Origin of the sequence: Chondromyces apiculatus DSM 436 (genome assembly GCF_000601485.1) — a bacterium.
Classification (GTDB): Bacteria; Myxococcota_A; Polyangia; order Polyangiales; family Polyangiaceae; genus Chondromyces; species Chondromyces apiculatus.
Map to the genome: position 1 here is coordinate 17,465 of NZ_ASRX01000077.1, position 25,138 is coordinate 42,602.

The 25,138-nt window shown below is 70.1% G+C and carries 22 protein-coding genes and 1 tRNA gene; 6 read left to right on the forward strand and 17 right to left on the reverse strand.

Annotation, left to right across the window (positions count from 1 at the left end):
* Positions 1-4 precede the first annotated feature (4 nt).
* The 9 genes from CAP_RS35390 to CAP_RS35430 form a co-directional block, all read right to left on the reverse strand.
* Positions 5-1,111 (reverse strand): DUF444 family protein, encoded by a 1,107-nt coding sequence (locus CAP_RS35390; RefSeq protein ID WP_044249085.1) that lies wholly within the window; start codon positions 1,109-1,111, stop codon positions 5-7.
* Positions 1,112-1,322: 211 nt separating this feature from the next.
* Positions 1,323-2,900 carry an acyl-CoA synthetase gene (locus tag CAP_RS35395; protein ID WP_044249087.1) on the reverse strand — a complete coding sequence of 526 codons (1,578 nt, stop codon included), beginning with the start codon at positions 2,898-2,900 and terminating at the stop codon, positions 1,323-1,325.
* 45 nt (positions 2,901-2,945) lie between these two features.
* Complete coding sequence (locus CAP_RS35400) at positions 2,946-3,947, reverse strand: 3-oxoacyl-ACP synthase III family protein (RefSeq protein ID WP_044249089.1); 1,002 nt, start codon at positions 3,945-3,947, stop codon at positions 2,946-2,948.
* A complete protein-coding gene (locus tag CAP_RS35405; protein ID WP_052376564.1) occupies positions 3,944-5,020 on the reverse strand; it encodes an alpha/beta hydrolase in 1,077 nt (358 codons plus the stop codon). Before CAP_RS35405 ends, CAP_RS35400 begins: the two co-directional genes overlap by 4 nt.
* Before the next feature lie 166 nt (positions 5,021-5,186).
* Complete coding sequence (locus tag CAP_RS35410; RefSeq protein ID WP_044249092.1) at positions 5,187-6,557, reverse strand: flotillin family protein; 1,371 nt, start codon at positions 6,555-6,557, stop codon at positions 5,187-5,189.
* A 3-nt stretch (positions 6,558-6,560) separates the two neighbouring features.
* Positions 6,561-7,925 carry a flotillin family protein gene (locus CAP_RS35415; RefSeq protein ID WP_052376565.1) on the reverse strand — a complete coding sequence of 455 codons (1,365 nt, stop codon included), beginning with the start codon at positions 7,923-7,925 and terminating at the stop codon, positions 6,561-6,563.
* A 65-nt stretch (positions 7,926-7,990) separates the two neighbouring features.
* Positions 7,991-8,569, reverse strand: a complete 579-nt coding sequence (locus CAP_RS35420) for an NfeD family protein (RefSeq protein ID WP_044249093.1) — start codon at positions 8,567-8,569, stop codon at positions 7,991-7,993.
* A 24-nt stretch (positions 8,570-8,593) separates the two neighbouring features.
* Complete coding sequence (locus CAP_RS35425) at positions 8,594-9,886, reverse strand: lipoprotein N-acyltransferase Lnb domain-containing protein (RefSeq protein ID WP_052376566.1); 1,293 nt, start codon at positions 9,884-9,886, stop codon at positions 8,594-8,596.
* A gap of 12 nt (positions 9,887-9,898) precedes the next feature.
* On the reverse strand, positions 9,899-12,961 hold the full coding sequence (locus tag CAP_RS35430) for a [protein-PII] uridylyltransferase family protein (RefSeq protein ID WP_231511887.1): 3,063 nt from the start codon (positions 12,959-12,961) through the stop codon (positions 9,899-9,901).
* Positions 12,962-13,145: 184 nt separating this feature from the next.
* On the opposite strand from CAP_RS35430, the gene CAP_RS35435 reads away from it, so the two are divergent.
* Positions 13,146-13,874 (forward strand): metallophosphoesterase family protein, encoded by a 729-nt coding sequence (locus CAP_RS35435; RefSeq protein ID WP_044249095.1) that lies wholly within the window; start codon positions 13,146-13,148, stop codon positions 13,872-13,874.
* A 171-nt stretch (positions 13,875-14,045) separates the two neighbouring features.
* The gene (locus tag CAP_RS35440; RefSeq protein WP_231511888.1) at positions 14,046-15,020 is read left to right on the forward strand and encodes a GGDEF domain-containing protein; all 975 of its coding nucleotides are present in this window, start codon (positions 14,046-14,048) and stop codon (positions 15,018-15,020) included.
* Positions 15,021-15,130: 110 nt separating this feature from the next.
* Here CAP_RS35440 and CAP_RS35445 read toward each other — a convergent pair whose 3' ends face one another.
* The 3 genes from CAP_RS35445 to fni form a co-directional block, all read right to left on the reverse strand.
* Positions 15,131-15,508, reverse strand: coding sequence for a response regulator (locus CAP_RS35445; RefSeq protein ID WP_044249098.1), 378 nt, complete (start codon positions 15,506-15,508; stop codon positions 15,131-15,133).
* A 2-nt stretch (positions 15,509-15,510) separates the two neighbouring features.
* The gene (locus tag CAP_RS35450; RefSeq protein ID WP_044249099.1) at positions 15,511-16,356 is read right to left on the reverse strand and encodes a GAF domain-containing protein; all 846 of its coding nucleotides are present in this window, start codon (positions 16,354-16,356) and stop codon (positions 15,511-15,513) included.
* A 181-nt stretch (positions 16,357-16,537) separates the two neighbouring features.
* On the reverse strand, positions 16,538-17,632 hold the full coding sequence (gene fni, locus CAP_RS35455; RefSeq protein ID WP_044249100.1) for a type 2 isopentenyl-diphosphate Delta-isomerase: 1,095 nt from the start codon (positions 17,630-17,632) through the stop codon (positions 16,538-16,540).
* Between the two features lie 48 nt (positions 17,633-17,680).
* Here fni and CAP_RS35460 point away from each other — a divergent pair, with 48 nt between their 5' ends.
* A complete protein-coding gene (locus CAP_RS35460) occupies positions 17,681-18,652 on the forward strand; it encodes a hypothetical protein (protein WP_044249101.1) in 972 nt (323 codons plus the stop codon).
* Between the two features lie 124 nt (positions 18,653-18,776).
* On the opposite strand, the gene rpiA is transcribed toward CAP_RS35460, so the two are convergent.
* Genes rpiA through CAP_RS35475 form a run of 3 tightly spaced genes read right to left on the reverse strand, consistent with a single transcriptional unit; the run spans position 18,777 to position 20,607 of the window.
* The gene (gene rpiA / locus CAP_RS35465) at positions 18,777-19,481 is read right to left on the reverse strand and encodes a ribose-5-phosphate isomerase RpiA (RefSeq protein WP_044249102.1); all 705 of its coding nucleotides are present in this window, start codon (positions 19,479-19,481) and stop codon (positions 18,777-18,779) included.
* A gap of 26 nt (positions 19,482-19,507) precedes the next feature.
* Positions 19,508-20,134 (reverse strand): phospholipase D family protein, encoded by a 627-nt coding sequence (locus CAP_RS35470; protein WP_044249103.1) that lies wholly within the window; start codon positions 20,132-20,134, stop codon positions 19,508-19,510.
* A gap of 17 nt (positions 20,135-20,151) precedes the next feature.
* A complete protein-coding gene (locus CAP_RS35475) occupies positions 20,152-20,607 on the reverse strand; it encodes an acyl-CoA thioesterase (RefSeq protein ID WP_044249105.1) in 456 nt (151 codons plus the stop codon).
* Between the two features lie 234 nt (positions 20,608-20,841).
* Here CAP_RS35475 and rpsU point away from each other — a divergent pair, with 234 nt between their 5' ends.
* Positions 20,842-21,066 carry a 30S ribosomal protein S21 gene (gene rpsU / locus CAP_RS35480; protein ID WP_044249106.1) on the forward strand — a complete coding sequence of 75 codons (225 nt, stop codon included), beginning with the start codon at positions 20,842-20,844 and terminating at the stop codon, positions 21,064-21,066.
* 65 nt (positions 21,067-21,131) lie between these two features.
* Positions 21,132-22,199, forward strand: a complete 1,068-nt coding sequence (locus CAP_RS35485; protein WP_231511889.1) for a glycosyltransferase — start codon at positions 21,132-21,134, stop codon at positions 22,197-22,199.
* Positions 22,200-22,243: 44 nt separating this feature from the next.
* Here CAP_RS35485 and CAP_RS35490 read toward each other — a convergent pair whose 3' ends face one another.
* Entirely contained in the window at positions 22,244-22,771 is a 528-nt protein-coding gene (locus tag CAP_RS35490; RefSeq protein WP_044249108.1) for a TerB family tellurite resistance protein, read from the reverse strand.
* A 299-nt stretch (positions 22,772-23,070) separates the two neighbouring features.
* Between CAP_RS35490 and CAP_RS35495 the strand changes: the two genes are divergently transcribed.
* A tRNA-Pro gene (locus tag CAP_RS35495) sits at positions 23,071-23,145 on the forward strand.
* Between the two features lie 1,289 nt (positions 23,146-24,434).
* On the opposite strand, the gene CAP_RS35500 is transcribed toward CAP_RS35495, so the two are convergent.
* Positions 24,435-25,106, reverse strand: a complete 672-nt coding sequence (locus CAP_RS35500; protein WP_044249109.1) for a TetR/AcrR family transcriptional regulator — start codon at positions 25,104-25,106, stop codon at positions 24,435-24,437.
* Positions 25,107-25,138 lie beyond the last annotated feature (32 nt).

Consider the following 25,138-nt stretch of genomic DNA (forward strand, 5'->3'; position numbering starts at 1 on the left):
CGGCTCACTTCCCCTTCCCGAGGAAGTCTTTGATGCTGCCCACGATGGCGTCCTTGTCACGGATCTCGCTCAGGACCACGCGATCGTCTTGCGCGAAGTGCTCCTTCAGATCCTTGATGAACTGACCAGATCCGTACGGGCTCTCCACCTGCCCGTAGGCGAACATGTTGGCCCTCGGGAGTAGCTGGCCCTTCAGGATCTCCACGCAGGACAGCGTGTCATCCATCGACCAGTTGTCACCGTCGGAAAAGTGAAACGGGTAGATGTTCCACTCGTCGGGCGGATAGTCGTTGTCGATGATCTGCGAGCAGAGCTTGTAAGCGCTGGAGATCATCGTGCCGCCGGATTCGCGCGTGTGGAAGAAGGTCTCCCTGTCCACCTCCCGCGCCACGGCATCGTGAATGATGAAGCGCGACTCCAGGCCCTTGTACTGTCGCGTGAGCCACGCATCGATCCAGAAGGACTCGATGCGCACGATCTCCTTCTGCTCGTCTCCCATCGAGCCGGAGACATCCATCATGTAGATGATCACTGCATTCGCGACCGGCTCCGTGACCGTCTTCCAGGAGCGGTAGCGCTTGTCTTCCGGGATGGGCACCACCACCGGCGCATCCGGACGGAACGTGCCGCTCGAGATCATCCGTCTCAGTGCCTGACGGTAGGTCCGCTTGAAGTGCCTGAGCGACTCCGGACCGACACGCCGGATCCCTGAGTAACGGTCGTGCGCGTTCGAGATCTTGCTCTTGCCCTTGTCCTGGATGTCAGGAAGCTCGAGCTCCTCCCCCAGGATGCTTGCGAGCTCCTCAAGGGTTACATCCACTTCGAGGATGTGCTCTCCCTCGCCTGACCCTGCCTGCCCCTGCCCGGGATGCTTGTCGTCGGCGCTGACTGGATCGCCCGGGTTGCCTTCCCCCTGCCCCACCCCTCCCCGCTGCTTGTCGCCGAAGCGGAAGCGGGGGATGTCGATCTGAGGAATGGGGATGGAGACGAGGTCCTTCCCCTTGCGACCAACCAGCTCCCCCTGCGAGATGTATTTGCGCAGGTTCTGGCGGATGCGCCCCCTGACAATCTGACGAAACCGCCCGTGATCCTGGTCGATCTTCAGCGACACCCCGCGAGTGTAGCATCGAGGGCGGCAAAGGCGGCTCGGAACGGGCTCCTGCCCTGAGAAGCGCCTCCGCAGCCCTCCATGCAAGGCTGAACGCCTCGCCGCCGAGATCGCTACGACCGAGGTTCAGGGAGCTGTCCACGGCGGAGCCCCCGGTGAAGAGACCTGCGCTCCGCGGGTGACGATGGCGTCGCGAGCCGTTGCTCCTGCGCGCTCAGGCGAACCTGGAGCGCAGCTCTCGCTTCAAGATCTTGCCGGCTGCCGAGAGGGGTAGCTCCGGGAGGAACACGACCGACTTGGGCACCTTGTAGCGTGCGAGCCGCTCTCGGCAGTGAGCGATCAACGCATCCTCCGTCGCGGCCGCGCCTTGTCGGAGCACAACCACGGCCATCCCGACCTCGCCCCACTTGTCGTCGGGCACTCCGATCACGGCACACTGGGCCACGGCGGCGTGCTCGTACAGCGCCTTCTCGATCTCGACGGGATACACGTTCTCCCCGCCCGAGATGAACATGTCCTTCTTGCGATCCGCGATGTAATAGAACCCGTCGCTGTCCGCGCGCGCCATGTCGCCGGTGTGGAACCAGCCGTCTCCGTCGACCGCGTTGCGCGTCGCCTCCGGATCGTTGAAGTAGCCCGAAGAAGCCGCCGGTCCCTTGAGGACCAGCTCCCCGACTTCTCCCGCGCCCACCGGCTCGTTGTTTTCGTCCACGATCCGCGCGTCCACGAAGTAGTTGGGCCGCCCGATGCTCCCCGCCTTCGACTCCGCGAACTCGGGCGACATCGAGAAGATGCCAGGGCCGAACTCCGTCATGCCGAAGCCCTGCTTGAAGACCACCCCGTGCTGCTCGCGGTAGCGGTGAATGATCTGCACGGGTAGCGGCGCTCCGCCGCTCGTCAAGAAGCGCACGCTCTTGAACGACGTCGTCGCGAACCGTGGCGCTTCCATCATCACCTGGAACTGCGTCGGTACGCAGAAGAGGAGCGACACCCGCTCGCGCTCGATGAGGTCGAGCATCTCCTCCGGGGTCCAGCGCCGCATGATCACCACCGTGCCGCCCAGCGTGAGCAGCGGCAGCGTGTACACGAGCAGCCCTCCCGTGTGGAACTTCGGGGTGTGGGTGATCGTCACGTCGCCGCGCTGCAGCTCGTGAACGATCGTGTTCAGGGTGTTCCAGGCGATCATCCGGTAGGAGATCTGCGCTGCCTTGGGCAGCCCCGTGGTCCCGCCGGTGAACAGGAGCAGAAGGACGTCCTCCGCGTCGACCGCCTCGTTGGACACGGGGCCGTCGTCCACGCTGGAGAGCGCCTCCTCGTAGGAAAGGCTGCGCATCGGCCCCCTGGAGCCCTCGCCGGCCTGACCCGCTCCCTCACCGGACAGCCCAGGGCCATCCAGGTGGAGCGCGTGGGTGACGCTCGGCGCCTCCTGCAGCACCGCGGCGGCAGCGGCGCGGAAATCGTCCCCGAAGAGGAGCACCACCGGCGTCGTCTTGGCGAACAGATCGATGAGCTCCCGCGGGTGACTGCGCCAGTTGAAGGGGACGAACACGGCGCCGAGCTTCCCGCACGCAAAGAGCAGATCGAGAAACTCGACGCCGTTCAGCGCCAGGATCGCGACCCGGTCCCCACGGCGCACGCCGGCGACCTCCTTCAACCAGCGGGCGAGGCGGTTGGCTCGGCGGTTCATCTGGCGGTAGGAGAGGCGCCCCGCGTCGCCCTTCGCGACATCCACGACGGCCAGCGCGTCGGGCCAGTAGCGCTCCCCGCGCTCCATCCAGTCTCCGATGTACATCGCTACCTCCCTAGTCGATGCGTCGATCCCGGCCGCCGGGACGGCTCACAGGGTCCAGCGCACGACCGCGGCGCCCATGGCGATGCCACCGCCGCTCGCGCACAGCACCACGTGGTCGCCGCGCTTCAGCTTTCCCTGCTCCGCGGCGTCATCGAGGGCCATGGGGATGCAGGCCGAGCCCGTGTACCCCCACTTGTGCATGATCCAGTGGGCCTTCTCGATGGGCTGCTTGAGGATGCCCATCATCCCCTCGATCGTGCGCAGGTTGAGCTGCGTGAACAGGAACAGGTTCACGTCGTCCAGGCCGAGGCCGGCCTTGCGCAGGGCCCCCTCGACGAGCGGAGGCCAGTGCTCCGAGTTGAAGGTCGCCGGGAACTTGCGGACGAACTGCACGCGCGGCTTGCCGCGGGCCGTCACTTCCTCGGGCGTCGCAGGCCGCGCCGTGCCGCCCGTGTAGATGCCCAGCGCATCGTGGAACTCGCCGTGAGCGCTGAGCCGCGCCGCGAGCACGCCTGGCTCGCTGGAAGCCCGCAGCACCACCGCGCCCGCGCCATCGGCGAAGAGGGTGCAGGTGTACTTGTCCTTCCAGTCGACGTAGCGCGTCATCCCGTACGCGCCCACCACCAGCACGTTGTTGTAGTCGGAGTCGGCGACGATGGCCTTGGTGCCCACGTCGAGCGCCGTGACCCACGAGGCGCAGGCGCAGTTCACGTCGAACGTGGCGGCACGGCGCGCACCGAGCTTCGCTTGCACCGGCGATGCCGTCCCGGGGCTGAGGTAGTCCGGAGTGTCGGAGGCGACGATGATGAGGTCCAGTTCCTCGGGCTTCACGCCGGCGCGATCGAGCGCCTGTCGCGCCGCGTTCACCGCCAGATCCGAGGTGGTCTCGGTGTCAGCCATCACGTGGCGCTCGTGAATCCCCACCTTCTCGCGCAGCCAGGCGTCGACCGACTCTCCGAGCAGCGCCTCCACGTCGGCGTTGGTCATCATCCGCTCGGGCACGTACCGTCCCGTGCCCGCGATGGTTGCGAACCGCGCGCTGCTCATCGGACCTCCGCCAGGAACCTGGTGAACAGGTCGAGGAACGCGGCCTGAGCCTCGATGTGGGGAGAGTGGCCGACCTCCGGCAGCACCTCCTCGCGGACACGCCCGCCTCGGGCCCGGTAAGCGTCGAGCACCGCCCGGGTCTGCCCGATCATGGGCTGGGGCGGGAACACCTCGTCGCCCGGCCACCCCGGCACGGCCCCGAGCTTGCCGAGGAAGCCCAGATCGAACAGCGAGCTATCCGAGACGATCTGGTCTTCGGCTCCCCGGATCCACAGCACCGGAGGCTGGGGCGCCAGCGCCGCAAAGCCGGTGAGGTTCAGGTACTTCGGCGCGAACGCGTTGTTCACGCCGCGAACGCCGGGCGCCAGCGTGGGCCAGTTCTTCGAGGTGCTCAGATCGCCGGGGTAGTGGCCCTCGCCGACCTTCATCTTGAGGATCTCCGAGACGAAGAGATCCTCCTTCTCGGGGCTCACCCGGAACGGCGGCCGGAAGTAGTACTGGTTCATCACCCGGCGCGGCGACGTGTCGGCTTCATCGCTCGCGTCCTTGGCGCTGAGGCGCTTCGCAAAATCGGCGTTCGCGGTCCCCCCACCGGAGCCGGCGTAGTCCTCGAAGCAGGGCGTGCCCGCCGCGTCCTTCGTACCCCCGAAACCGTGGGGCGACACGGGCGCGAGCAGCGTCAGCGACGCGACGGCTCCCGGGTTGTCCATGGCGTACTGCATGATCACCCCGCCGCCCACCGACCACCCCACGAGGTGCGGGCGTGCGTCGCCCAGGCCGAGATCTTGGTGTTGCAGCAGCGCCCTGAGGTCGTCGGACCAGTCGCGCAGGCCCCGGGTCGCGTCGATCTCCAGCGCCTCCGAGTCCCCGTAGCCGCGCATATCGGGCGCGATCCCTCGGTACCCTGCCGGCAGGGCGGCGAGGACGTCCTCGAAGAAGCGCCCTGACGAGCAATTGCCGTGGATGAACACCACCGGCACCCCCTCCCTGTCGGCAGCGAGCACGTGGGTGGATAGGCGTGGGGTGGCGTAGGTTCTGGCCGAAAGACCAGGGAGAAGTGCGGGCAGGCTCATGACCGCCCGCACCGTACCAGACGGACCTACCTCCTTGAAGACAGGTCCCTCACACGCAGTCTCCCTCGCGACTGACGCGACGCAGCAATCATTGCTGGAGCACCTTCTGCGCGCTCTGCGAGGAGGAGCCCACGCTCACGAGGCACCTCCCTCCGAAGCTGCAGTCTCAGGTCACGGACTTGGCGGGGAGCGGCGCGCGTCCGGCGGAAGCACCAGGCGGCGGCGGCGGCGCGGGCGGCGGTGACGAGGGGGTGTTCCGCGGCGGCAACGACGCCGCCTGCGGGGGCCGCGACGTGGCGCGGCCACTCCCACCTCCGAGACGGGAGACCACCTCGGTCAGGTCCACGCCCGTCGCTGCCCGGATCTGCTCCGTGGTGGCGATGGCCTGGCGCGCGAGGGAGCCGTCCGCGCCCTCGGCGGGCAGGAACGTCATCTTGTTGACGCGCACCGGGTGGTGCGCGCCCACGATCTGCGAGAGCAGCGGCATCATCTGCTGCAACGCGAGCACCTCGCGCGCCTGCGGCCCCGCCTTCTGGAACTGCTCCACCAGGCTGTGCAGCGCGAGCGCCTCGGCGCGGCCCATCTCGACGATCTTCGCCGCCTCACCGCGGGCCTGCTCCTCCATGCGCCGACGTTCGGCGTCCTCCGGCTGGATGACGTCCGCCTCGAGCTGACGCTCGACCTGCACGGCGCGCGCCTTCTGCCGCTCGATCTCCGCGCGCGTCTGCGCGATCTGCGCGAGCACCACGCCGCGCGACTCCGCGATCATCGCCTCGCGCCGGCTCTGCGCGTCCTTGATCCGCCGCTCCGTCTCCTGCCGGCCGATCGCGAGATCCGCGTCGAGCCGCGCGATCTCGCTCTGCGCCCAGTTGTCCGACTTCTGCTCCGCGGCCTCGGCCTGGGTGGTCGCCTCCACGACGCTCGCGCTCATGCGCACCTTGGCCCCGCGGATGCGCCCGATGGAGTTCAGGTAGTTCGCGTCGTCGGTCACGTTCTGGATCTTGAGCGTGTCCAGGATGAGGCCCATCCGGAGCATGTCGTGCTCGGCCTCGTCGAGCAGCTTGCTCACGAAGGCTTCCTTGTCCTGGTTCGCCTCCTCCGGGGTGAGCTGCGCCAGCACCCCGCGGACGTTGCCCTCCAGCGTCTCCCGGGCCACCGCGGCGATCTCCTCGCGCGTCCGCCCGAGGAACCGCTCGACGGCGTTCGAGAGCCTCGGCTCCTCGCCCGGGAGCTTCACGTGCGCGACCCCGTTCACGTTGAGCGGGATCCCTCCCTTCGAGTAGGCGCCCTTCACCCAGATCTCGACGGCGATGTTGCTGAGATCCATGCGATCCACCCGCTCCAGCAGCGGGATGCGCACCGCGCGCCCGCCGCGGATGGACCGGTAGCCGACCGCGCGCCCCTCCACGTGGTTGGAGCTGCCGGAAAGGATGATCACCTCGTTCGGTGAGCTCACCACGAGGAGGCTCTTCAGGGTGTAGAGGATGAACCCGAAGGCCACCACGGCGACGAAGAACAGAACAGTGACGATTTCCATGACTCAGACCCTCCCCTCGCCGCTCGCCGGCACCACCCCGAGCAGGGCTCTCATGTCGATGCCGAGGGCCCTCCCCGTCTCGTGAAGCACGCGGGCCACGGCCGCCGGGTAGCTCGCCACCACGGCGCTGAAGGCGTCGTCCTCGGCCCCGGCGACGATCGACACCTCCCCGATCTCGGTGCGCGCCACCCGGAGCGCAGCGGCCCCCACCAGCGAGCGGAGCTGCTGCAGCACGTACACGTCCTTGCCGGCCCGCCCCGCCGCGACCCACTCCAGCGCGACCAGGCCCAGCGCCTCTGCCGCCGCCTTGCCGTTCTCCACGGTCGGCGCCGCTTCCCCGCGCGCCCGCAGCTCGCCCGCGCGCCGCTGCGCCTCGGCGGGCAGCACCACGTCGCAGTGGAGGCGCAGCTTCTCCAGCTCGGCGCGCATCGCCTGCAGCTCCTGCTCGGCGACGGCGCGCGCCGTCTGCGCCGCGATATCCGCCTCGTTCTCCACCTGGCGGGCGTCGGCCTCGAACCGCGCGAACTCGGCCCGCACCCCGTTGCGCCGCTGCGCGATCACCATCTCGGCCCGCTTCGTCGCCGTCTCCGCCCGCTGCCGCGCGGCGGCCTGTGCCTCCGCCACCGCCTGGCTCGCGGCGTTCTCCGCGTTCGCCGCGTCGCGGAGCATGGTCGCGATGCGACCGCGCCCGAGGTTCTCCAGGTAATGCTGCTCGTCGGACACGTGCTGCACCTTGAGCACGTCGAGCTCCAGCCCGAGCTTGTCGAAGTCGTCGCGCGCGTTCTCCATCAACGTCTCGGCGAACTTGAGCCGATCCTCGTTGACCTCCTCGGGCGTGAGCTGGGAGACGACCTCTCGGAGCACACCCTCCAGCGTCTGCTGCGCCGCCATGGCGATCTGCGCGGGGCTCGCGTTGAGGAAGCGCTCCACGGCGTTGCGTACGCCCGCGTCGTTGCTGGCGATCTTGACGTTGGCGATCGCGTGCACGCTGAGGGGGATCCCCCCCTTCGAGTAGGCGTTCTGCACCGTCACCTCCACCGGGAACAGGCGCATGTCCATCCGGCTCACCTGTTCCAGGAACGGGAGCCGGAAGCCGCGGCCTCCGTGGAGGATCTTGTAGCCGCTTACCGTGCCATCCGGCAGCACGTGCCGGCGACCGCTGAAGACGAGGATCTCGTTCGGCTTGCAGATGTGGAGGAAGCTCCGCAGGATGAGGAGGAACACCACGAAGGCGACGACGACGCCACCAGCCGCGAGGACGACCAGGAGGAGAGCGTCTTCGAACGACCCCCCCGTACCGGAACGCCCCCGCCTGGTGGCTTCACGCTGCGCCGCTTGTGCTGCGCTGAGGAGAAGAGGATGCCACATGCGCCGAGGGTATCAGGCGCCCTTTCTTGCCGATACCGCGCCGATACCGCGGCCGGCCCTGGCCTTCACTTCAACTCGGGAGGCAGTCGGCTGACACGCGCCATCTGACCCTCCACGGACTCCACGAGGATGGCTTCCCCGCGCGCCAGCTCTTCCTCGTCCGTGGTCGCGAGGATGTCCACGCTCTGCCCCTTCAGCTCCACCCGCACCTGACCGACCTTCGCCCGGTTCACCGACACCAGCACCCGGCCCGTACGACCGACTGCCTCCGACACCCCGGTCGTGGAGCTCACCGACGTGCGCTGCACCGCGCGGAACGCCAGGATCACGCCGATGCCGACCGCGAGCCCGCTCCCGAGGGCGATGACCAGGGTGGCGATCATACCTGCCAGATCGAGGTGGTGAATCAGCGCGCCCGAGAGGCCGAACCCGAGCGCGAAGAAGGTCCAGAACCGCGTGGACAGGAGCGCCGTGAGCGCCCCGTGCGCGCCACCCCCGCCGAGTTCCTTGTGCGCGTCCGCGGCCCCATGATCGCCAGCGAGGTCGTGATCCCCACCCGCATCGCCGTGGTCACCCCCCATCACCGCCTGCACCGCGAAGAGGCCGACGGAGACGAGCAGCGCGAACAGGTAGACCAGGCCCATCGACCCGGATCGTACACGATCCCTTCAGCCGCTGGCGCCCTCCGCCGGGCTGACCACCGCCTCCGGCGCCGCTGAAGGCGCCTTCGCGAACCTCTGGAAGAGCAACCAGGCGCCGACCGCAGCGCCCGACCACATCGGCAACGCAAAGGCGATGAACGCGGCATTGTCCTGCCGGAACACCGGCACCGCCTTGAGCAGCAGCCCGAGCAGCGACGCGACGGCCGCCGCCCCCACGAGCCCCAGGGCCACCCGCGTCGCGCGCTCCCGCCCGCGCGCCACGCCGACGCCGTACACGACGAGCGCGATCGTCCACGGCGCAAGCTGCAGGATGTTCTCGTTCCGGTAGGTCACCGCGTGGTCCGTGCAGACCCAGAGAAACGTCAGCAGGATCCCGAAGAGCCCCAGCCCGAAGCCGAGCACCGCCAGCACGGAGCCGAAGGCGACGCGGGCACCACGACGTGCCCTCCCCGCGGCCCCCAGCCCTGCCAGCGCGCCCCCGAGGCCCAGCCCCACCGCCAGGAACCACCACGTCCACGAGGGCGGCGCCGCGGGCGGCGGCGTGCGCGAGGAGGCATGGATGACCCGCTCCGAGGTCACGAGCGGCTCCTCCGCCGAAGGCCCCACCACCGTCACGTGGCGCAGCCGCTCCTCGACCCTCTCCGGCAGGAACATCTCGTCCCACTGGTCGATGGGCCGATCGATGAACGGCCCCATGGCCAGGTGGAGCGCGACGTAGAAGGGCACGGTCCCCGCCGTGAGCCGCTGGGTGTGCTGCCGGAAGGTGAGCGACGCCGGCCCGCGCGACGCTTCGCGCAGCCGCCCGCCGATCACCGCATCGACCAGATCGCGGGGCCGGGTCGCGCAGTTGTCCAGGTAGTAGTCGTACTTGTAGTCCCTGTTCGCCGGCAGGAGGTTGGTCTCCAGGCGCTGCTTCACCTCCAGCCGCTGCTCGGGCGTCAGGTTCAGCACCTGCTCGACGATGGAGCGATCGGCGCGGATGTACGGGTCGGTCGACGCCTTGTAGCTCCGGCGCGAGAGCGAATAGAGCGCGCGGCCCATCACGAACTTCGGGATGGCCATGAGCCCCCCGAAGCTGTAGGTGCCGAAGTTGTAGACCAGATCGCCGTGCTTCCCCGTGTCCCGGACCCGGATCGCCTGGTGCCCGAACTTGTCGAACGGGCTGCTGCCGGGGCCATACGTCAGCACGGAGATGGTGATCGAATCGCCAGGCGCGGCAGCGGCGCCGCGCGGCGACCCCAGCACGATGCCGGCGAGAATGAAGGCGGGAATGAAGACGAAGAGCGCGAGGCGCCTCATGGCGGGCGCATCCTACCCGACGCCGCCCGATGAGGCTCGTGGGTCGAGCACGCCGCCCGACGGCGCCTCCTGAACGAGCAGCCGGGCGACGATGTCCTCGTAAGCCGCGCGGACACGCTCCGTGATCTCCGCGTACCTGGCGAACAGCTCCGCCGCCGTCTCTGCCGCGGTGCGCCCGCGGATACCCATCCTGCGGGCGAGCGACGGCACCCCGGGCCCACCGCTCTCCAGCAGGTGGGAGGGGTCCGCGTTCACCACCCGGCTCCGCTGGTCCAGCTTGCGCAGGAACCCGTAGCCGTCGCGCAGCGTCTCGGCCTGCGCTGGCGACAGGTATCCCCCCTCCGCGAGCGCATCGATGGCCGCCGGCGTCTCCTGCGTGCGCACGCTCGGATCGGCCCCGTGGCGCATCTGCAGGAGCTGCACCGCGAACTCGATGTCCACGAGCCCTCCCCGCCCCATCTTGAGGTCGCGGCGCCCCCGGCGCTCGTTGGACAGCTCGCGCTCCATGCGCCCCCGCAGGCGGTGGATCTCCTCCACGGTCCGCCGGAAGTCCTCGACCTGACCGTAGGCGGCCTGCTCGGCGATCCCCATCGCCTCGGCGCCGATCTCCATGTCCCCCGCGGCGGGCCGCGCCCTCAGCAGCGCCAGCCGCTCCCACGCAGCCGCGCGCACCCCCACCCGCCGCTCCGGATCCGCCGCGCTCCCGGCCTTGCGGATGCCGTGGTACCGCGCGAAGCCTTCCAGCGACGTCACCAGCATCCCCTGGCTCCCCGAGGGCCGCAGCCGCGTGTCCAGCTCGTACCCCGGCCCGGCCCCGTGGGAGACCGAGATCAAACGGATGATCCGCCGGGCGCACCGGGCGAAGTACGTATCGGGATCCATCCCCGCGCCGGGCGATCCAGGCGCAGCCCGGGTCGGATCGAACAGGAAGAACACATCGAGGTCCGACCCGTACCCGAGCTCCCTCCCCCCGAGCTTGCCCATCGCCACCACGCACAGCCCCCGCACCGGCTCGCCGGGAGGCGTGCCCAGCGCGAAGCGGGTCGCCACCTCCAGCGTCGCGTCCGCGAGCGTGGAGAGCGCCAGCGTGGTCGCCCGCGTGTCCATCTCTCCGCTCAGGTCCGCGAGCCCCACGTCGATCGTCACCCGCGCCCGCGCCCGGCGCAGCGCGCCGACCACCGCCTCCTCGGGATCGAGGTCCGGCGGCTCCTCCCCGAGCGCCGTCTCGATGGACCGCCGGATCACCTCCGGCGTCGGCGCCCCGCGCGCGAAGAGCACGAAGTCGGCGAGATCGGGGTTCCCCACCAGCGCATCGCCGATGAACGCGCTCGATCCCAGCGCCTCGATGAGCCGCCGCAGGAGGCGCGGATCGGCCCCGAGCATGCTGGTGTAGACCCCCGGCACCCGCAGCCTCACCGAGTAGATGCGCAGGTAGCGCGCTGCCTGCTCCGCGTCCGCGGCATCCATCACCGCGTCGAGCAGGATCTCCGGCAGCCGCGAGAAGCTCTCCCGGGTGCGCGCCCCCAGCAGACCATCGGGATGCCGCCCGAGCTCGAAGAGATCGTTGCCGAGATCCCTGAACCGGTCCGGCAGCTCCAGATCACTCCCGTACGTCGTCTCCTTCAGCAGATGACCCGCGTCGCGCGCGAGCGCCTCGATGAAGCCCTCCCGATCTCCGCGATCGAGCGCCGCTGCCGCCTCCACCCAGCGCGAGGGCGGCTGGCTCCCCTGGGGCAGGAGGGAGAGAAACCTCGCCGCGATCCGGGCCCGGTGCGCGGCCAGCTCGGTGAGGAACGCCCCTTGCCCCTTGAAGCGCAGGAGGCGCGCGAGCCGCTCCATCTCCTCCCCCGAGGCCGGCAGCGCGTGCGTCTGCACCCCGGTCGCCGACTGGACGGCGTGCTCGGCGCGGCGCAGGGCCAGGTACCCCTCGGCGATCTCCCTCCCCTCCCGATCGGTGACGTAGCCGAGGGCCCGCAGCCGCCGCAGCCCGTCCAGCGTCCCCTGAGCGCGCGCGCGCACCTCCACGCCTCCCCAGATGAGCTGGAGGCTCTGCACGAAGAACTCCGCCTCCCGGATCCCCCCTGGCCCGAGCTTCAGATCCCGGTCCGCGTCGTGGGACAGCTCCGCCCGCGCGCGGTGCACGAGCGCGATCATGTCGGTCGCCACCTGCGGGCTGACCCGCTTGCGCCACACGAACGGCGCCAGATCCCGCAGGAACTCGTCCCCGAGCGCCAGGCTCCCGGCCACCGGCCTGGCGCGCAGCAGCGCCGCGCGCTCCCACAGGCGCCCGAACGACTCGTAGTACCGCTCCGCCGCCGCGAGCGAGTTCACGATCGGACCGCTGCGCCCCTCGGGCCGGAGGCGCAGATCCACGCGCCACACGAAGCCGTCCTCCGTCACCTCCTCCAGGGTCGCCGTGAGCCTCTTGGCGACGCGCGACCAGTAATCGTGCAGCGTGATCCCGCCGTCCCCGACCGGTGGCATCGACGAGCGCGGCCGCGTGCGCGTCGCGCCCCGCTCCTCCCCCCCCACCCCTGAGATCCCCTCCCCTGCCTCCTGGATCCGGGGCACGACCTCGCCGTCGTCCGTGTCGTAGAAGTAGATGAGATCCACATCGGATCCCGCGTTCAGCTCGTCCCCGCCGAGCTTGCCCATCCCGAGCACCACGAAGCGCCCATCGCCACCAGACGCCGTGACGGGCACGCCGAAGCGCGCGCTCACCGCGTGCTGCGCCTCCTCCAGCGCCACCTCGATCGTCGCGTCCGCCAGCGCGCCCAGCTCCGCGCTGGTGACGTCGACGTCCGCGCCCCCTGCCGATGCCGGGAGCGCCTCGCGCAGCGCCACCCGGATCCGCTCGTCACGCGCGAAGCGCCGCAGCTCGCGACGCGTGACGTCCACGTCCCACCCCACGCCGTCGTCGGCGCCGATGCGTGCGCGCAGCCGCGTCAGGTATGTCGCCCGATCCCGCGCGGTCTGGAAGCCCTCCTCCGCGAGCCTCTCGGCGATGTCGGGGTGGGCCTCGACCACCAGCGCGAGCGCCGGGTAAGCGGCCCCGAGGAGCGCTGCGATGGCCATCGCCCGCGATCCCGGCCGTAGCCGACCACCCAGACGCGACTCCATTTCCCGAGCGCGCCCGGCGTCGATGCCGCGGGCGATGTCCAGCAGCTGTGAGACCTGCCGCATGCTGCGCAGGCTAACCAACCCCCTGTCCCCACCAAAGCAGCTTGGCGCGGAGCGCCCTCGAATCTATGCTCCGCGGGTGAGGCTGCTCTGCGTCTCAGACATTCAGGGGCACGCTGACGCGCTGGCTGCGGTCCTCGCGACCGCCGAGCGTCGCGGCTACAACCACCTCCTCGTCGCCGGAGACCTCTGTTTCCCCGGCCCCAAGCCGCTCGAGACATGGCAACGGCTGCAGCAGGTCAAGGCCGTCTGCACCCAGGGCGCCTCGGACCGGGCGCTGTCCACCCTCGATCTCGCCAAGGTCCAGCCGCGCAGCGACCACGAGCGCGAGCGCCTCGACCGGGTGCGTCAGGTGCGCGCGGATCTCGGCGACCTCATCGTCGCCCGCATCGCCCGCCTCCCGCCCATTCACCGCATGCCTCTGCCCAACGGCCAGGAGCTGATCCTGGTGCATGGCTCTCCCGCAGACCCGCTCGAACCGTTCACCCACGACATGACCGACCAGGAGATCCTCGCCCTCATCGGCGACGACCCTGCGGACGTCATCCTCTGCGGGGGCTCGCACGTGCCCTTCGACCGTACGGTGGCCGACGTGCGCATCATCAACGTCGGCTCCGTGGGCGACGCTCCCTCGGGCCTTCCCGAGGACCCTGAGACGCCCGGCGCCCCTCTGCTCTGGGCCCGGCACGCCGACGCGGTGTTCATCGAGCTGGTGGAAGGTCGCCTCGAAGCGGAGTTCTTCACCGTCCCCCTCGGTAAGCCGACCCCCCTCGCTTCCGCCTTGAGCACGACCCTCCCCCGCGCCTGAACCGCCTGCCCACGCTTCCGTCGAGCCCTGCCTTCTTGCTGCGCGCCGGAGCGCTTTCCGCACGGCTCCGCGGCGGGCCGCGTCCAGAGCACACGACCCGCGGTGTGCCCCCCCGGAAACCGCCTCGCCCTCCGGAAGTCGTCCTGGGTGGCGCTTGAACGGCTCGACAGGATGAACGATGATCGGGAGCGGGGAAGAATGAGCCGCCGGCTGTTCGAGGACGACTCCGAGGCCACCCGGGTGGCCAATCTCGGCGAGATGCAGGAGCAGATCGCCACGCGCTCCCGGCGCGACCGCCCTTGCCTGCTGATCCTGGCCGGGTCCAACGTGGGCGAGCGTTACCGCATCGACGACGGGCAGGAGATCATCATCGGACGCACCTCCGGCGTCACCATCCGGCTCAACGATGACGGCGTCTCCCGCCGTCACGCCCGCCTGTTCTGCGCCAATGAACACGAGGTGGTCATCGAGGACCTGCAAAGCTCGAACGGCACCCTGGTCAACAACCAGCCCATCACCCAGGTCCTGCTCCGCGACGGCGACAAGATCCGCATCGGCGCCACGACCGTGTTGATGTTCACCTACCACGACCAGGTGGAGGAGCTGTTCCAGGAGTCGATGTACGACCGCTCCATCCGGGACGAGCTGACCAAGGCCTTCAACCGCCGCTTCTTCCTGGAGCGCCTCGAGTCCGAGATCGCCTACGCCCGGCGGCACAGCACGCCCCTCGCGATCCTCCTCTTCGACATCGATCACTTCAAGCGCATCAACGACACGTTCGGCCACCCCACCGGCGACGTGGTGCTGGCGCGGATCTCCAAGCTCGCCGGCGGCACGGTGCGGACCGAGGACGTCTTCGCCCGCTACGGTGGCGAGGAGTTCATCGTGCTCTGCCGCGGCGTCCCGCTGGAGAGCGCGGGCATCCTCGCCGAGCGCATCCGGATGATCATCGAGGCCTCCGCCTTCGAGCACGAGGGCCAGCGCATCCCGGTCACCATCAGCGTCGGCGTCTCGGCCTTCCCGACCACCCCGGCCGAGACCGGGCTCGAACTCATCGGCGCCGCCGACGAGGCCCTGTACGAGGCCAAGCGCACCGGCCGGAACCGCGTGCTCCTCAAGCAGGGCTCTGCAGCGCAGGAACACTGACGCGCTGACAGCCTCGCTGTGGCGTCCCCGCATCGTTGACAACTGCCCGGCGCACCGGGCGTCAGCCTTTCACGCGCTGGCAACGGCCCGGCGCACCGGGCGTCAGCCTTTCACTCGATCCGGAGCAGCTCCTTCACCTTCGCGATCACCTGGGGAGCCTGGATGGGCTTGGTGATGTACGCGTTGGCGCCGAGCTGCAGCGCGCGCTGCCGATCCTCCTGCGACCCCTCGGTCGTGATGATGATGATCGGCGTGTCCTTGTGGACCGGATCGGTGCGCACCCGCTTCACGAGCTTCAGCCCATCCATGATGGGCATGTTGATGTCGGTGATGATCACGTCGTACTTCGACTGCGCGAGCTTGCGGAGACCATCGACGCCGTCATCGGCCTCGGTCACCCGCAGGTTCTTCACCCGGGCGAGCGCGAAGACGAGAAGCTGCCGCATCATGGGCGAGTCTTCGACGATCAGGCAGGAGTACTCGGCCATGATCACTCCTCCAGGTTCAGGAAGGCCTGGACGCCGGGCACGTGCCGGCCAGCATCCGAGAAGAGCCGCGCATTGATGAGGGCGGGGGCGGCTTGCTCCCCGAGGAGCTTGAACAGCTCGGTATCCACGTTCACGAACTCCGTCTTCTGCGGGAGCGTTCCGAAGATGGCAATGGCTCCGATGGTACGCCCATCGAACCCGAGTGGGATCACGGCAGCGGGGTCCGAGACGCTCCCCTTCGACACGTCCCCCCCCTCCTTCAAGTAGATCTCTCCCTTGGCGAACGAGTCGCCGATCACGCCCTCGGTCACCGGAATCCGCTCGATATCCGCCACCGGGGCGCCCTCGCTGGCGATGGCCACGAGATCGTTGCCTTCGTCCGACACGAAGTACACCGCGAATGCACCCGCCCCGACGAACTGGGCCAGCAACTCCTTCAGGCTGCGCAGCACGTGGCGAACGCTCCGGGCCGAGTGAAGCTGCGAGAGCGCCACGTACAGGTTGGCGAGGTTCGCCAGCTCCCCTTCCGCGTCGGCGTAGCGGGTGTTGAACCTGTCCGAGGCCGCCACCATCCGCACCGACTGGGTGACCAGGTCGCGCTTCTCCTGCTCCAGCTCCTCGATCTTCCGGAGCAGGTCGCGGATCGCCGAATCGCTCGCGAGATGGGCGCGGAGCTTGCTGTTCTCCGCCTCGAGCTCGGCGATCTTGTCGCGCAGCCGCTCGTTCTCGCGCAGGAGTTCCTCTGTCAGTTGCGCGCCCTTCCTGAAGAACTGCTGGATGAAGGCATCACGCTCCTTCTTCAGGTCGTCCGGGGGACGGTCGCTCGCACGCCCTTTCCTATCGGTCATTTTAGCAGGGAATCTCCAGAGATCGGGACCGTACCACGCTGGCCTTGCCGGAAGGAAGCCTCCCCGGAGAAAGCGCGGCCGTGCGCGTCGGATCCATCACGCCCAGACGCCGGGGGACGACGCTCCCACCCCGCCTCACGTCTCACGGAACGGAGGCCGGTCACCCCCGGTAACCTGCCCCCTACCCTGATCGCTTCTTCCGGGTACGCACCTGCTTCGTCAGCTTCATCCAGCGCCGCAGCTCCGGCCCGACAACGATGGGTGTCTTGCGCAGCATCCCGAGATCGCGCGCCCCGACCAGGAGCATCACTGCCCGCAGCTCCGCCTCGACCTGGTCGAGCCACCGGATCACCCCCTCCCGCCCCCGGGCCACCAGCTCCTGCAGCGCCGCCCTGGCGATCCCGCCGCAATGCGCGCCGAGCGCCACGGCCCTCGCCACGTCGAGCCCCGTCGAGAGCCCGCCGGTGGCGATGATCGTCCTGAACCTCGGCCGGACCGCGCGCACGATCGCCACCGACGCCGCCGTCGGCACCCCCCAGTCCCGCAGCGCCTCCCCCAGCGCACGCCCGTTCCCTGCAGCCCGGGCCGTCTCCACCGCGACCCACGACGTCCCGCCCGCCCCCGACACGTCCACGTGCCGCACCCCCGCCTTGACCAGCCGCATCGCGGCCCGGGGCCCGATCCCGCACCCCGTCTCCTTCGCCACCACCGGGACGCTCAGCTCTGCCGAGAGCCGCTCCAGGGTATCGAGCGCGCCCGAGAAGTCCCGGTCACCACCCGGCTGCACCAGCTCCATGGCCGGGTTCAGGTGGACGCACAGCGCGTCCGCGCCCACCTGCGCCACCAGCTCCGCCACCGCCTCGGTGGACAGCTCCCGCGCCTGCACGACGCCGATGTTCCCCAGCACGAGCGTGCCCGGCGCCACGTCCCGCACCTCGTACGTCGCCACCGGCGCCCCCTTCAGCAGCGGCCGCTGGCTCCCCAGCCCGAACCCGTAGCCGCGCTCCTCCGCGATCCGGGCAAGCTCCCGGTTGATGGACTGAGCCCGCTCGGTGCCGCCGGTCATCGCGGCGATGAGGATCGGCGCGCGCAGGCGCTTGCCGAGCACCAGCGTCGAGGTGTCCACGGCGTCGAGCGACATCTCCGGCAGAGCGTCGTGGACGAGCCCCACCTCTTCGAGGAGCGTCGTCTTCGCCCGGAAGCCCACGTCGCCCGTGGCGCAGAGCTCGATGTGATCGGCCTTCCTCGCCGAGATACCTTTCCCGTCATCCGTCATCGCGGCCCAACTCTACGCGGCCCCCTCCGGCTGCGCTACCATGGCCGCATGGACCTGCCGGCCGAACCTCAGATCCGATGGATCCTGCGCACCACTGCGACCCTCCTCGACCTCGGCGCCGAGCCCGTGCGCGGGTTGATCCAGCCGAACGGCGACTTCTTCCCCGACACCTTCGACGCCTCGCCCCGGGCGGCAGCCGCCGTCCTCGCGCGCGTCCAGGAGCACGCGGCCCTCGCCGACACGAAGATCGCGCTCAACATCATCACCCCCGAAGGTGAAGCGCGCGCGGGCGGCGGCTGCTCCAGCGGCGCCTGCGCGACGCCCTCCACCGGAAACGGCGAGAAGTTCGAGCGCGTCACCCTCCTCGCGGACGGCGGCTACCTCGTCTCCGTCGCCGCCGCCGAGCTGCGCCACCCCGTGGTGCTCACCACCGCCTTCGTCCGCGCCATCTCCTTCATCTTCCTCACCGAGGCCGGCGCCTGGGAGTCCCTGCAGCCGCGGGATCGCGAGCCTGCCATCGACCTCGCCGCCATCCTCCTCGGCTTCGGCGTCCTCGTCGCCAACGGCTCGTACATCTACGCCAAGGGCTGCGGCGGCGTGCAGGTCCACTCGGCCACGCGCATGCCCGTCGACGAGGTGACCCTCGCCCTCGCCATCTTCTGCCGCCTGCACCAGATCCCGGACCGCACCGCCATGCGCCACCTGGAGCTGACGCCGCGCGCGCACTTCGAGGAGTCCGCGGTGTGGACCGCCTCGAACACCTCCCTCCTCAAGCTCCTCCGCGACGACCCCGCCCGCATCGCCGCCGACGGCTACGACCTCTCCGAATCCCGGAGCTGGCTCGCGCGCGTCCTCGGCATCGGCGTGCGCCGCGCCCCCACGCTCGACGACGAGCTCGTCGCCTTCGAACGCTCCCTCCCCCAGGGGCGGCCCCGCACCCCTGCCCTCTCCCAGAACCCCGCCCAGAAAGCCAAGCTCGCCGAGCTGCGCGCCCTCGTCGACGAGAGCCTCGAATCCTGAGTACTGCGTACCCTGGAGCAGGGACCCAAGGTCCCCACGCTCCCGATGGTCGCTACCCCCTGCTCCTCCGCACGACGTCGGCGCGACAGGCTCCAGGTGAGGCGCTGGGCCGGCGAGCTTCGCGTCACGGATCCTGGCGGCGGAGTTCGCGCACCGCGCCTTCGTCGCCGACCAGCACCACCGAAGCCATCTTCAGGAAGAGGCCGTTGTCGACCAGGCCCGGGATGCGCCGCAGCCGCGCGTCGAGCGCTGCCGGGTCGTCGATGGGCCCGAAGTCCGTGTCGAGGATCCAGTTGTGGTTATCGGTCCGGTAGGGCAGCCCCGCCGCGTCCTTGCGCACCACGGGCTTGCCCCCGAGCTTCTGCAGGTGCCGCGCCGCCGAGGGTGACGCGAACGGCACCACCTCGATCGGGATCGGCGTGCGCGTCCCGAGCCGCTCCACCAGCTTCTCCGGCGTCACCAGCACCACGAACCGCTCGGCGTCGTACGCCACCACCCGCTCCCGCAGGAGCGCGCCGCCGAGCCCCTTGGTCAGCGACAGGTCCGGCGCCACCTCGTCGGCGCCGTCGAACGCCACGTCGATCCGGTCCACCTGATCGAGCAGCAGCACCTCGATGCTCTCCCGGTGTGCCAGCGCCGCAGACCGCTCCGACGTCGCCACGGCCTGCACCCGCATCCCGCGGCGCACCCGCTCCCCCAGCTTCCGGATGAACGCCTCCGCCGCGCGGCCCGTCCCGAGGCCGAGGATCATCCCATCCGCCACCCGGGTGAGCGCCGCCACGGCGACGCGGTCCAGATCGGCGGGGTTCGGTTGCTGAGGTGCGCTCATGCCCGCTTCATCGCCAAGCGCGGGCCTCAGCGCAACCTTCTTCCACGGCTCTCCGCACGATTCACCGCGCGCTTCGCCGCAGCAGCCTCCGCCCCCGCCCCCAGCCCATCCAGCGGCGCCGGACACGCTGCCCGCAGCCGGCATCCTGCGCACTCCCGCCCCGACCAGATCGCGTCGAACGTGCCCTGCATCTCGTCGAGCAGCACGTCGTCGTCGGTGAGGATTCCCGCCTCGAAGTTCCTCCGCCCGGCGCCCTTCGCCCCCAGCCCTGCCCCCGTGAAGTTCGCCGAGCCCAGGTAGAGCAGCCTCCCGTCGACGGCCACCATCTTCAGGTGCACCCGCGGGCACTGCTGCATCGCGAGCGGTGGCCGCCGCCGCCTGGCAAGCTCCGCCCGGAAGGCCCGCGAAGGCACCCCCGCGTGCAGCATGCGGATCTCCACCTTCCGCGCCGAAAGCTCCTCGAACACCTCCATGATCGACCGGTAGCGCCCCTGCGCCCGCGCCCGCGACCCGATCGGCGCCTCCACCCGCAGCTCCTTCACGTTCGCGGTCGCGATCCACAGCGACACCTTCGCGCCCGCGATGGCCCCGGCGACCAGCTCGTCGTAGTGCGCCTGATCCCGCAGCAGCGTGACCTCCACCTGCCGCTTCATCGCTGCCGATCGCGCCTTCATCCGCCTCCGGCGTGTCCGGCGCGTCCGGTAGACACCGCCGCGGCCTCCTCGACGTGGCTCTCCAGCACGGCCCGCACATCGGCCGGCATCGCACACGAGACGAGCTTCTCCAGATCCGTGGTCACCACCGTGTGCCGGATCTCCGCCGCCAGCACCTCGTCGCTCGCGCGGAACATCCGGTAGCGCAGCGTCGCGCTCCGGGTCCCGAGCCGCGCCACCGTGGTCTCGATCCGCAGGGTGTCCCCGTACCGAACGGGCGCGGGGTGGTCCGCCTCCACCCGCACCGCCGGCAGCCCCACCCGCCGCGCCAGGATCAGCCCCGCGTATCCCCCCTCCACCGGCGCGAAGAGCTGCTCCATCGCCTCGTGCGCATACCCGACGAACCGCGCGAAGAACACGAGCCCTGCCGCGTCCACTTCCTCGAACCGCACCATGCGCCTGTAAACGAACATCCTGTACACCCTGCCACCCGAGCGACTTTTCCCCCCTTGACCCAGCGGGATCGCCGGTGAAACTGGCCACCTGGAACCGCCCCTGGAGGCCCTCGCATGACTCTTGCGAGGCAGGGGGCAGTCTGCCATAGTCCGCGCCCCGCGCCGCCACCCAGGGCCTTTGTTTGGCTCCGCGTGACCCAGGCGAGAGCACGCGGACCTGATTCAGAAGAGAGAAAGAGGACGCTTTCAGACATGCCGACCGACGCTATCCAGTGCAAACCGCTCGAGGTCGCCGTGGGCGACAAAGGCATCGAGCGCGCCATCAAGCACCTCAAGCGGAAGATGGCCGCCGAGGGAATCCTCCGCGAGCTGAAGCGCCGCCGGCACTACATGAAGCCCTCCGTCAAGCGCCGCAAGAAGGCCTCCGAGGCCGCGCGTCGCCGCCGGAAGCGCTCGAAGATGGACCTCATGGCCTAGGCCATCCCGTCTCCTCCTCCGTTTCCCCCCTCCCCTCCGCCTCCCCCCGCCACCTCCGCACGGTGGTGGTCACCACATCCTTCCCACGCACCAGCGACGACCCGTCCGGACACTTCGTCCGCGCCGCAGCGCTCGCGCTCGCCGACGCCGGTGACGAGATCCACGTCATCGCGCCGGGCGGCTCCCCCTGGGATCCACCGGTTCCCGACGGCCCCCTCCACGTCCATCACGCCGGAGGCGGCGCCCTCTTCGGCTGGCCCGGCGCCGTGGCCCGTGCCCGACAGAACCCGCTCCGCCTCCTCGCGGCCGCCACCTTCGCGGCCGGCGTGCGCCACCGCCTGAGCGCCCTCGGCCCCGTCGACCGCGCCATCGCCCACTGGATCGTACCTTCCGCGTACCCCCTCCTCCTCGACCCACGCGCCCTCTCCACCGCAGGTTCCCTGCACGTCCACGCCCACGGCGCCGACGTCCGCCTCCTCCTCCGCGCCCCTGCCTTCTTCCGCGCCACGGTCCTCCGCACCCTGCTCGATCGCGGCGCGCAGCTCTCCTTCGCGGCCAGCGCCCTCCGCGACGATCTCGCGCGCGCCCTCGATCCCGCGCTCGCCGCCGCCTTGCGCGGTGCCTCCCGCGTCGAGCTTCCCGCCCTGCACCTCCCCGCCCTGTCCGACGTCGCTGCGCGCGCCGCAGCCCTCCGCGCCTCGCTCGATCTCGCGCCAGACGAGCGCCTCGCCGTCACCGCCGCGCGCCTCGTCCCCTCCAAGCGCGTCGACCTCGCCATCCGCGCCGTCTGCGCCACCCCCGCCGCCGCGCCCCCGGTGCGCCTCGTCCTCGTCGGCGACGGCCCCGAGCGCGCCGCCCTCCAGCGCCTCGCGCCCCCGCGCGTCCACTTCCTGGGCACCTTGCCGCGCCCCGAAGCCCTCGCCTGGATCGCCGCGGCCGACGTCCTCCTCCACCCCTCCGCCCTCGAAGCGGCTCCCACCGTCGTTCGCGAAGCGCGCGCTTACGGCGTCCCCGTCATCGCCTGCGCCGCGGGCGACATCGCCGCCTGGGCGCAGGACGACCCCCAGATCCAGCTCGCCGAGCCCGACGCCGCAGCGCTCACGCGCGCGCTCACCGCGTTCGCGCGTCGCTAGCGAGATCGGCCCGGCAGCGACGCGCGCTCCACCGGGCCAGACGCTCAGCCCGCGTGCGCTTCCGCGAGCAGCTTGTGCATGTCCTCGATGCTGATCCCGAAGGCCCGCGCCAGCGCCTGCAGCGCCAGCCCTTCCTTCTGCCCGATCCCACCCTCGGTCCACCCCACGGCGCCCGCCACCAGCAGCGCTGCCCGGCGCAGCTCGTCGTCGGAGAGCGTCGACGCCACCGCGCCCGTCCGCGCGGACGCGCCTTCCCCCTGGATCCGCTGCGCAGCCTCCTGCGCGAGCGCCCCCACCTGCGTCGCGTCCAGCCGCCCCCCGGTGAGGGGCACGACCCGGTCGGTGAGCCGCTTCGACTCCGCGTCCGAGAACTGACCATCGGCCATGGCCACCAGCGTCGCCGCCTCCACGAGCGCCCCGAAGGTGGTCGCCACCTCCTGCGCCGCCTTCGCCTGCTCCTCCTCCTGGTGCGCCCGCGCCGTCTGCTCCTGGGCCAGCGCGTCCTGGTACGCCTTCATCCGCTGGAGCAGCCCCCCGACCCCGCTGATCTCCTCCGCCTTCACGTCAGCCATGGCACCCCTCACCGTCGAATGTCCCCCAGGACGAGGTGCGCACCCTGCGCGTCCCCCCGGAAAACGGGCCTGTTGCCGCACGACCATCGCACGCCCCTCCGCACCGTGTCCACGCACCCCACCGGCCCCGGACCTCACGCCCAGCCCGCGCTCACCCCGGCCTCTCCCCACCAGCGCTCCCACCGACGCTTCCACCGACGCAGACAGCAACTTCCCTGCCGACCGCGACACCCTCTTGCAATTCCTTCCGCTTCGGCTAGGTTCCCCCCCGCTCAACGCCGTTCGCGGCGCAGAGCGGCCGGGGCGTAGCGCAGCCTGGTTAGCGCACTTGACTGGGGGTCAAGGGGTCGGTGGTTCGAATCCACTCGCCCCGACAGGCCTCGCGAGGAAACTCGCGAGGCTTTTCGGTTTTCTGGGTCCGAAGACGGCCGCTTCCCCGAAGCTGAGCGCCGGACCTGTTCGGGTCGACCGCGAGCGAGACGCTCGCCACGCAGAGAGGCCGCCCTTCCTCAGGGCTGCGCCTCCGGTCAGCGTGGGCTTCCTTTCACCGCACAGCGCCACCGGCCTGCGTGAGAGTGCCTCGGCACCCCTGTTCGTTTTCCCGGGAACGAACGTCACCCACGCCCCTCCCCGAGGCGGTGAGCCGGATTTCCCCGACAGCGGAGCGCGTCCAGAGGCCCGCGGACCGGCAACACGCGCCAGCGGACTGGCCCCTCGCCACAGAAAGCCGGCCTCTCCTGCCAGAAAACGGGCCCCTCGCGCCAGACAACCGGCTCCTCCCGGCGACGAACTGGCTCCTCGTGCCAGAGGATCGATTTCTCGTGCCAGCGGTCCGCGTTCCCTGAACCGCGCGTGGCGACCACGTGCCAGTAAATCGCCTTCACGTGGACGCGAACCCGCTTCACGTGACAGCAAACGCGCTTCACGTGGACGCGACCGCACTTCACGTGAACGCGAACCCGCTTCCCGTGACAGCGAACCCGCTTCCCGTGACAGCGAACCCGCTTCCCGTGACAGTAGATCCAGGTCACGTGGGCTGTCCTCCCGACCACTCACGAGAAGCTGCCTTCACGTGACAGCGAATCTCCTTCACGTGGACGCGAACGCGCTTCACGTGACAGCGAGTCTCCTTCCCGTGACAGCGAGTCTCCTTCCCGTGCCAGTGAACCCCCTTCCCGTGACAGCGAACCGGGTTCTCTGAACGTCGAACGGCGACTGCGTGCCAGGGAACGTACTTTCCGTGACAGAGAACCACCTTCACGTCGCACCGCCGCGCGTCCATCTCAGGGAAGGCACCTTCCCCTCGCAGCGAAGCGCGCTTCTCGTGACAGGGAACCACCTTCACGTGACAGCGAATCTCCTTCACGTGCCAGTGAACCCGCTTCCCGTGACAGCGAGTCTCCTTCCCGTGCCAGTGAACCCGCTTCCCGTGACAGCGAGTCTCCTTCCCGTGCCAGTGAACCCGCTTCTCGTTACAGCAACCCCGCTTCTCGTCACAGCGACCCCGCTTCTCGTCACAGCGACCCGCTTCTCGTCACAGCGGACCCGCTTCTCGTGACCCGGTAGTGGCTGGATCTTCCCTCTTCTGGCTGGATCCGGCCAGATGGGCCCCGGTTCTCGTCCGCCCAAAGGGCGACGCGCCCCTCCGTGTCTCCACGACTCGTCAGAGAGAAGCCGCGACCCCAGTGAGGATGAGATCGATGCCGGCGAGGAACTCGACGCGGTCGTCGTGCTCGCGCAGTTGGGCAGCGACGTTCCGGGTGAACGGATACTCGTGGGCGTCGAGTTCCTTCCAGCGGGCCGACTCCGTCTCGAGAAAGTCAGCGCGGTCCACGGACGGCTCGAGCAGGCGGCTGTTCGCGGCATTCTGGACGCTCACGCCGATGATGTAGCTCAGAAGCGCCGACGCCGACGTGAACTGGGCGCCGCCTGGAACCCCCAGCGCCTGGACCTGGCGCCCGATGCGCTCGAAGATCTGCAGCGTTGCAGTCTCCCACGGAGCGCGGGAGAGCTGCGCGCCTACCCACGGATGCGCATCGATCGTGTCGAACACGCCGATGGCGATCCTGCGGATCGCTTCGTGCGGCGTCGCGGAGGCGGGGACTTCGCCCATCGCGCGGGCGACGACGGCGTCGCTGGCGGCGAGGAGCAGCTCGCTCTTGTTCGCGATGTGCCAGTAGATCGCGCCGGGGCCAGTCGCCAGCCGCGTGGCGAGCGCGCGGAAGGTCAACCCATGCTCGCCCTCGTCATCGAGCAGCTCGATCGCCGCGTCGACGATCCGCTCGCGTGAGAGCGCCCCCTCACGTCGTTCCGACCCGCGCGTTGCCTTCGCCATGGCGCCATCTTGACATATCTGGAACGGCGTTC

Bases quoted from the DNA above. Each gene is read 5' to 3' on its own strand.
- CAP_RS35395 (WP_044249087.1), bottom strand. From the start codon at position 2,900: ATGTACATCGGAGACTGGATGGAGCGCGGGGAGCGCTACTGGCCCGAC.
- CAP_RS35400 (WP_044249089.1), bottom strand. From the start codon at position 3,947: ATGAGCAGCGCGCGGTTCGCAACCATCGCGGGCACGGGACGGTACGTG.
- CAP_RS35405 (WP_052376564.1), bottom strand. From the start codon at position 5,020: ATGAGCCTGCCCGCACTTCTCCCTGGTCTTTCGGCCAGAACCTACGCC.
- CAP_RS35410 (WP_044249092.1), bottom strand. From the start codon at position 6,557: ATGGAAATCGTCACTGTTCTGTTCTTCGTCGCCGTGGTGGCCTTCGGG.
- CAP_RS35415 (WP_052376565.1), bottom strand. From the start codon at position 7,925: ATGTGGCATCCTCTTCTCCTCAGCGCAGCACAAGCGGCGCAGCGTGAA.
- CAP_RS35420 (WP_044249093.1), bottom strand. From the start codon at position 8,569: ATGGGCCTGGTCTACCTGTTCGCGCTGCTCGTCTCCGTCGGCCTCTTC.
- CAP_RS35425 (WP_052376566.1), bottom strand. From the start codon at position 9,886: ATGAGGCGCCTCGCGCTCTTCGTCTTCATTCCCGCCTTCATTCTCGCC.
- CAP_RS35430 (WP_231511887.1), bottom strand. From the start codon at position 12,961: ATGGCCATCGCAGCGCTCCTCGGGGCCGCTTACCCGGCGCTCGCGCTG.
- CAP_RS35440 (WP_231511888.1), top strand. From the start codon at position 14,046: ATGAACGATGATCGGGAGCGGGGAAGAATGAGCCGCCGGCTGTTCGAG.
- CAP_RS35445 (WP_044249098.1), bottom strand. From the start codon at position 15,508: ATGGCCGAGTACTCCTGCCTGATCGTCGAAGACTCGCCCATGATGCGG.
- CAP_RS35450 (WP_044249099.1), bottom strand. From the start codon at position 16,356: ATGACCGATAGGAAAGGGCGTGCGAGCGACCGTCCCCCGGACGACCTG.
- fni (WP_044249100.1), bottom strand. From the start codon at position 17,632: ATGACGGATGACGGGAAAGGTATCTCGGCGAGGAAGGCCGATCACATC.
- CAP_RS35460 (WP_044249101.1), top strand. From the start codon at position 17,681: ATGGACCTGCCGGCCGAACCTCAGATCCGATGGATCCTGCGCACCACT.
- rpiA (WP_044249102.1), bottom strand. From the start codon at position 19,481: ATGAGCGCACCTCAGCAACCGAACCCCGCCGATCTGGACCGCGTCGCC.
- CAP_RS35470 (WP_044249103.1), bottom strand. From the start codon at position 20,134: ATGAAGCGGCAGGTGGAGGTCACGCTGCTGCGGGATCAGGCGCACTAC.
- CAP_RS35475 (WP_044249105.1), bottom strand. From the start codon at position 20,607: ATGTTCGTTTACAGGCGCATGGTGCGGTTCGAGGAAGTGGACGCGGCA.
- rpsU (WP_044249106.1), top strand. From the start codon at position 20,842: ATGCCGACCGACGCTATCCAGTGCAAACCGCTCGAGGTCGCCGTGGGC.
- CAP_RS35490 (WP_044249108.1), bottom strand. From the start codon at position 22,771: ATGGCTGACGTGAAGGCGGAGGAGATCAGCGGGGTCGGGGGGCTGCTC.
- CAP_RS35500 (WP_044249109.1), bottom strand. From the start codon at position 25,106: ATGGCGAAGGCAACGCGCGGGTCGGAACGACGTGAGGGGGCGCTCTCA.